7 protein-coding genes are annotated in these 6,388 nt (G+C 51.8%); 4 read left to right on the forward strand and 3 right to left on the reverse strand.

Annotated features, from left to right (window positions below; all coding sequences use genetic code 11):
- The first annotated feature begins 69 nt into the window (after positions 1-69).
- Together ACPGUT_RS11565 and aroB are read left to right on the forward strand one after the other, a co-directional pair.
- Positions 70-633 (forward strand): shikimate kinase, encoded by a 564-nt coding sequence (locus tag ACPGUT_RS11565; RefSeq protein WP_423991522.1) that lies wholly within the window; start codon positions 70-72, stop codon positions 631-633.
- The gene (gene aroB, locus ACPGUT_RS11570) at positions 626-1,738 is read left to right on the forward strand and encodes a 3-dehydroquinate synthase (protein ID WP_423991524.1); all 1,113 of its coding nucleotides are present in this window, start codon (positions 626-628) and stop codon (positions 1,736-1,738) included. Before ACPGUT_RS11565 ends, aroB begins: the two co-directional genes overlap by 8 nt.
- Before the next feature lie 62 nt (positions 1,739-1,800).
- On the opposite strand, the gene ssb is transcribed toward aroB, so the two are convergent.
- Positions 1,801-2,334: a single-stranded DNA-binding protein gene (ssb, locus tag ACPGUT_RS11575; protein ID WP_423991526.1), complete on the reverse strand. Its 534-nt coding sequence runs from the start codon at positions 2,332-2,334 to the stop codon at positions 1,801-1,803.
- Between the two features lie 247 nt (positions 2,335-2,581).
- Here ssb and ACPGUT_RS11580 point away from each other — a divergent pair, with 247 nt between their 5' ends.
- On the forward strand, positions 2,582-3,169 hold the full coding sequence (locus ACPGUT_RS11580) for a lytic transglycosylase domain-containing protein (RefSeq protein ID WP_423991528.1): 588 nt from the start codon (positions 2,582-2,584) through the stop codon (positions 3,167-3,169).
- Between the two features lie 129 nt (positions 3,170-3,298).
- Complete coding sequence (locus ACPGUT_RS11585; protein WP_423991530.1) at positions 3,299-4,468, forward strand: threonine/serine ThrE exporter family protein; 1,170 nt, start codon at positions 3,299-3,301, stop codon at positions 4,466-4,468.
- A gap of 10 nt (positions 4,469-4,478) precedes the next feature.
- Here the strand turns inward: ACPGUT_RS11585 and ACPGUT_RS11590 are convergent, their stop codons facing one another.
- Positions 4,479-5,078 (reverse strand): hypothetical protein, encoded by a 600-nt coding sequence (locus ACPGUT_RS11590; RefSeq protein ID WP_423991532.1) that lies wholly within the window; start codon positions 5,076-5,078, stop codon positions 4,479-4,481.
- A 97-nt stretch (positions 5,079-5,175) separates the two neighbouring features.
- Positions 5,176-6,388: ABC transporter ATP-binding protein (locus ACPGUT_RS11595; RefSeq protein ID WP_423991534.1), on the reverse strand; the 1,213-nt coding region annotated here is incomplete at its 5' end.

Here is a 6,388-nt window from a genome sequence, read left to right on the forward strand (position 1 = left end):
TATGGCCTTTTGCGGAAATTCACGTCATTCAGTGTCAGGATTGGTGATTTTAAGCGGGGAATGGCCGGAATGGCGCTCAGCCTCAGAAAAACAGTGGTAATGGTGGGGATGATGGGGGCCGGTAAAACGGCCATCGGACGTGCTGTTGCTGAAGAATTAGATGTGCCATTTCTGGACAGCGACGAAGAAATTGTGCGCGCTGCCCAGATGGAAATTTCCGAAATTTTTGAAAGGGATGGCGAAGGTTTCTTTCGAGATCGCGAAACCGAAGTGATTACGCGACTGCTGGAAGAAGCACCCTGTATCTTGTCGACGGGTGGTGGGGCGTTTCTATCGCCGCGCAATCGTGATGTGATCTCTGAAAAAGGCGTATCCGTCTGGCTGAATGCGGATCTGGAACTTCTCTGGTCTCGCGTTCGTCATAAGGACACCCGCCCGTTGTTGCGCACAGCAGATCCGAAAGCCACGCTGACCGAACTTTGGCAGGCACGGGTGCCGCATTATCAGCAGGCAGATCTTGCTGTAGAGAGTCACGAAAATTACAGTATTTCAGATATGGCTGAACGGGTGATTTTAAACCTTAAGAAACGCTCAGATGTACTTGGACATAAACAGGAAAATGAAAATGGTTAAAACCCTGCGTGTTGAACTTGGCGATCGGGCTTATGACATTCGCATTGGGGCGGGATTGATCGCGCGTGCGGGTGCGGAAATTGCACCACTGCTGAAACGCAAACGTGTGGTTGTGGTCACGGATGAAAATGTGGCTGCATTACATCTTGATGCGCTGCGTGCCGGGCTTGAGGTGGAAGGTATTGCCATGCAGGCGTTGACTTTGCCAGCGGGTGAAGCCACCAAATCCTGGCCACATTTGACGCGCACGGTTGACTGGTTGCTGGATCAGCAGGTGGAACGCGGCGATATTGTCATAGCATTTGGCGGTGGTGTTATTGGTGATTTGACTGGTTTTGCAGCGTCGATTTTGCGACGTGGTGTGCGTTTTGTACAGATTCCGACGTCACTTTTGGCGCAGGTCGACAGTTCTGTAGGTGGCAAAACCGGCATCAATGCACCACAGGGGAAAAACTTGATTGGGGCGTTTCATCAGCCTTCGCTGGTTCTGGCTGATGTTGGTGTGTTGGGCACCCTGACATCACGTGATTTTTTGGCGGGTTACGGCGAAGTTGTGAAATACGGCATGCTGGGCGATGAAACTTTCTTTGAATGGCTGGAAACAAACGGGCCAGCGCTTGCGGCCGGGGATGAAGCTCTGCGGATCGAAGCGGTCCGTTGGTCCTGTCAGATGAAAGCAGACATTGTTGTGCGGGACGAAACTGAACAGGGGGATCGCGCGCTTTTGAACCTGGGTCATACGTTCTGTCATGCGCTTGAAGCCGCGACTGGATATTCGGATCGTTTGTTGCATGGGGAAGGTGTTGCGATTGGCTGCGCGCTGGCATTTGAAACCTCAGCCCGTCTTGGCCTGTGTTCGCAGGAGGCACCGTCACGCGTGCGTGCCCATCTGCGGGATATGGGGATGAAAGTGGATCTTGCCGATATCCCCGGCGATTTGCCTGATGCAGAAGCCCTAATTACGCTGATGGGACAGGATAAAAAAGTGGTCGAAGGACAGCTTCGTTTCATCATGGCGCGTAGCATTGGCGACGCATTCGTGACGGCTGATGTGGATCGAAGTATCGTCAAGACTGTCCTTGAGGAAGCTCTGGCAGCCTGTTGAATAAGAAAAGGCGCTGCCAATCTGCAGCGCCTTTCTGTATCGATCATAGACCAAAATGAGGATCAAAACGGGATTTCATCATCCAGATCTGATGCCGGGGCCGGGCGTCCGCCACCTTGATTATTACCGCCTTGGTTGCCGCCACCGTAGTTGTCACCGCCATATGCGCCGCCACCGCCGCCGCCATATCCACCTTGGTTGCCGCCGCCATAACCACCGCCGCCACCTTGGCCGCCGCCTTCATTCCGGCCATCCAGCATGGTCAGGGTTGACCCAAAGCCTTGCAGAACAACTTCTGTGGAATAACGGTCATTGCCAGACTGATCCTGCCATTTACGGGTCTGCAAGGCGCCTTCGATGTAAACTTTGGACCCTTTGCGCAGGTATTGCTCTGCAACGCGCACAAGCCCTTCTGAGAAGATCGCAACAGAATGCCATTCTGTTTTTTCGCGGCGTTCGCCGGTGTTACGATCTTTCCAGGTCTCAGAGGTTGCAATTCGAATATTGCAGACTTTGTTCCCGTTTGAAAAGCTGCGCACTTCCGGATCGGCGCCCAGGTTGCCGATCAGAATGACTTTGTTGACTGAACCTGCCATGAAGCATTTCCTCTTATACGAATCTGTATTGGTTTGGCTGAAACTACACGACTTGATGGCCGGGAACAGCGATTAACGTGATTGACGCGGATCATACAGCCAGATCTCTGGGGATAAACCTGATTTTTCGTTAAGGGCGCAGGTTTTTGCCGGGAAAACCTGACAATTTGAAAACCCTGTGGTGAAATGGTAAACAAGACCTATATTTGTTTGAAGGTTTTGACCGGTTCATGGTTTGGGGAATAAAATGAAATCATTCAGGGTTGCTTGCCTTGCCTGCGTTGCTGTTGGATTTGTTGCTGACCTTGCGGAAGCGCAATCAACATCACCACGGCAAAATCGTCTGTCACAGCAGCTGAGTGTCTTAGATGGGCGTGCAGCAGCGCAATATACAAATTCCGTTCGTTTACAGCCGCCTACGGTGCATACGCCTGGGCGTCACGATGGATTGCCGTCTTATGATGGACGCTACCGCGGCGAGTATCTGAACATGGCACGGGCGGCGGCGCGACGTTACAGTATTCCCGAAGATCTGTTCTTGCGGCTTGTGCAGCAGGAAAGCAACTGGAACCCCAATGCCCGCAGCAGTGCGGGGGCGATAGGCCTTGCTCAACTGATGCCAGGAACCGCTCGCATTCTGGGTGTAAACCCTCGTGTACCAAGAGAAAACCTTGATGGTGGCGCGCGCTACCTGAAGGAACAATACGATAAATTTCGGTCATGGCGTCTGGCACTTGCGGCATATAATGCGGGCCCGGGGGCGGTTGAAAAACACGGTGGCGTCCCACCTTACCGTGAAACCCGAAATTACGTACGCCGCATTCTAGGAAGCTGAGTTTAACGTTTTTAAAGCTATTAGCAGGTAGTATTTAGGTGCTTTAGTCCGGGTCGACCTGACTATTTGCTTTTCCTGTGCGGCGTTTCGTGACAATGGGAAAGTGAAATAAGTCAGGAAAGCTGTCGTATGACAAACCCCGAACAGGCACAAAAGATTGCTCAGATTGGCGAAGCACTGCATCGCAGTGGCTGTGCGCCTTATAAAGTCGAAAAATACGTACAACATTTTGCGCGTAAACTGGGTGTAACTGTGGTTGTGCAGGCAACGCCGACCAGTGTCAGTTTTCAGTTCCCAGAGGAAGACAATCAGATCCTAATGCGGCGCATGGATCCGGCGGGTATTGATCTGGGTCTGCTGGCGCGCACGATTATCCGCATTCATCGCAATGATGACACGGGCATTGATGTGATCCCACATCCGACATGGCTGATTGCGCTGGCAAATATCGCGATCCCACCGATTTTTTTGATCCTGGTTGGCAGCAGTCTGCAAGCCATTGGCTTTGCTGCGATGTTGGGTGTTCTGGTCTGGCTGTGTCAGCTGATCTGTCAGGGAGAACGCGCCAATTTCGTGGAATTTCTCAGCGCCCTTGTTGTTGGCATTTCCGTTGCTGCGATCAGCGCGGGCGGGGCGGATGTGCCTGTCTGGGGGCTTTGTATTGCGGCTGTTGTGCTGTTTGTGCCAGGGCTGTCAATTGCCAACGCATTGGAATGTTTGGCCTTTAATGATTTGATTTCTGGGACAAGCCTGTTTGCCCAAGCGATCTTTATCTTCACCAAACTGTTTATCGGGATCTTTATTGGCCTGAACATAGGCGAGACGCTTTTTGGCGCAGGGGTGCACGCGGATAACGTGAATGAGGTGATCTGGTGGTGGCCCATCGTCGCGTTACCCGTCTTTTCACTCGCCTTGGGCGTGATCTTTAACGCGCGACTTATCGACATCGCGCTTGCCTTGCCGGTGACGGCGCTTGGCCTTTGGGGGCCGGTTGGGCTTGGATTTGGTGCGGGTTGGATTACGGGCACCTGGGTGACTGCGATGTGTATCACGCTTTATGGGACATGGGTTGCCAAGAAGATGAACCTGACGGGCGCGATCTATATTATGCCGGGGATCTTGCTGTTGGTGCCGGGCAGTCGTGTGCTGTTTGGCGCCACGCAAACCCTGTTCAACGAAAGCCTGATGCCGGTGCAAGGCGTTGGTCTGTCAGCGTTTCTGATGTTCGCGGCGATTGTCGCAGGGCAGATCACCGCCTTGTCGCTTTATTCCCAAAAGAACCGAAATTTGGTGAGTTAAAAACCGACGGCTATGGATAGCTTGGTTCCACGAAGTCCAATTCCAGATCTTCGCCCTGAAAATTAATCCACTTGGATGATGATGATACCATTTGCTGAGATTTATAGGTTGACGTTATATATCCGAGTTCCATATCCTCTGTCTGTCGACTACCAAGAAGATCTTTGGCGAAGAACTGTGATCTCTGTTGCCAGAGTTTTCCTTCAAGAGACTTAGACTGCCCTATTCGTTTGATTTTATAAAGGGAAACAGTGGTTTCACCACGAATTGTATTCACCAACCTGAGGTCAAATTCCACCTCACCATTGAGTTCAAAAGGGTTCTCTGGTGTGAATAAATAGTATGTGTCGGGTGAAGTAGCGACGGCGTGTACGCCGGTCGATGTTGTGAAGGCGGTGAAGTAGCTTGGGCCGGGTTTGTAACCTGTCGTGACGGTGGCGTATCGAAAGAGAGGTTTGCTTGGGAGGCCGGGTAACACACCGCCTTCCCGTACGTAGACACTTTTACTGTAAGATCGATTTTCACGATTCTTGGCTTCGTAATGCGCACTACTCGGTGCACTTGTAACTCGGCGTAACGGGGACAAAATGTCGTCAAAATAGCTGAACATGCTATTAAGATAACATAACTTATGACGAAAATATCTGTTTTATTTGTAAGATAAAGCCCGGGCGTATGACCCGGGCTTTTGTTTGGTTTTGATCAGCTTACTCCGCCGCGATTTTGATGACTGGGCCCATTTTGGCCAACACATCATCAGCAAGGTGACACTTGATTTGGTGCTTGCCGTCAAACATCCGCATTGGCGGCACTTCCTTATCGCAGAGACCACCAGGCACCTCGGATTTCCAGCGACAACGCGTTTGGAAGGGGCAACCAGAGGGTGGGTTCATGGCCGATGGGATGTCGCCTTCAAGAACGATATGTTCTTTCTCAATCGAGGTATCCGCAATGGGAACCGCTGACAAAAGCGCCTCAGTATAGGGGTGATAGGGCGGCTGGAAGACCTGATCGGTCGTGCCCAGTTCTACCACATGTCCCAAATACATCACCATGACGCGATCCGACAGATAGCGTACAATCGACAGATCGTGACTGATGAACAGCAGCGTGGTTTTGTTTTCACGCTGGATTTCCATCAGCAGATCGGTCACCGCCGCCTGCACGGATACATCAAGCGCAGACACAGGTTCATCCGCCACCACGATTTGCGCGTCGCCAGCAAAAGCGCGTGCAATACCAACACGTTGCTTCTGACCACCGGACAGTTGACGCGGCATACGATCGGCAAATGCACGGGGCAGTTTCACCAGATCCAGCAGCTTTAACATCCGTTCTCGCCGTTCATGATCATTGTTGCCAATGTCAAAAATTTCCAGCGCGCGGATGATCTGACGCCCAACGGTCATGGAGGGGTTCAGCGTATCAAACGGGTTCTGGAACACCATTTGCACAGAGGAAACCGTTTCCGTGTCGCGGTCTTCAATCGGGGTGTCCTGGATTTCGTTACCATTCAGGATGATCTTGCCATCCGTCGCGGTTTCAAGCCCCATCAACACCTTGGCAAAGGTCGATTTACCGCAACCAGATTCACCCACAATGGCCAGGGTTTCGCTTTCGCGGGCCTCAAAGCTTAGGGTTTCATTGGCTTTTACGACTTTCTTATCAGCCCCGCCAAACAGGGCATTTGCGGCCACCTCATAGTATTTCTTGAGGTTCTCCATTTTCAGAACGACTTTGCCGGGTTCGGCTTTTTCAGTCTGATTGCCTGCCTGGATCGGAGCATCCCAATCGATCTCTTTGAATTTCAGACAACGGCTTTCATGGCTTCCAGCCTCATTGGCGGGATCCATATAGATATAGCCCTGATCACAGCGCCCTTCCTCAAAATAGTCGCAACGCGGGCCAAAATTACAGCCG

Origin of the sequence: Halocynthiibacter sp. (assembly GCF_049608145.1) — a bacterium.
Taxonomy (GTDB): Bacteria; Pseudomonadota; Alphaproteobacteria; order Rhodobacterales; family Rhodobacteraceae; genus Halocynthiibacter.

Coding starts and splice junctions, on each gene's coding strand:
- ACPGUT_RS11565 (WP_423991522.1), top strand. CDS start 70: ATGGCGCTCAGCCTCAGAAAAACAGTGGTAATGGTGGGGATGATGGGG.
- ACPGUT_RS11580 (WP_423991528.1), top strand. CDS start 2,582: ATGAAATCATTCAGGGTTGCTTGCCTTGCCTGCGTTGCTGTTGGATTT.
- ACPGUT_RS11590 (WP_423991532.1), bottom strand. CDS start 5,078: ATGTTCAGCTATTTTGACGACATTTTGTCCCCGTTACGCCGAGTTACA.
- ssb (WP_423991526.1), bottom strand. CDS start 2,334: ATGGCAGGTTCAGTCAACAAAGTCATTCTGATCGGCAACCTGGGCGCC.
- ACPGUT_RS11585 (WP_423991530.1), top strand. CDS start 3,299: ATGACAAACCCCGAACAGGCACAAAAGATTGCTCAGATTGGCGAAGCA.
- aroB (WP_423991524.1), top strand. CDS start 626: ATGGTTAAAACCCTGCGTGTTGAACTTGGCGATCGGGCTTATGACATT.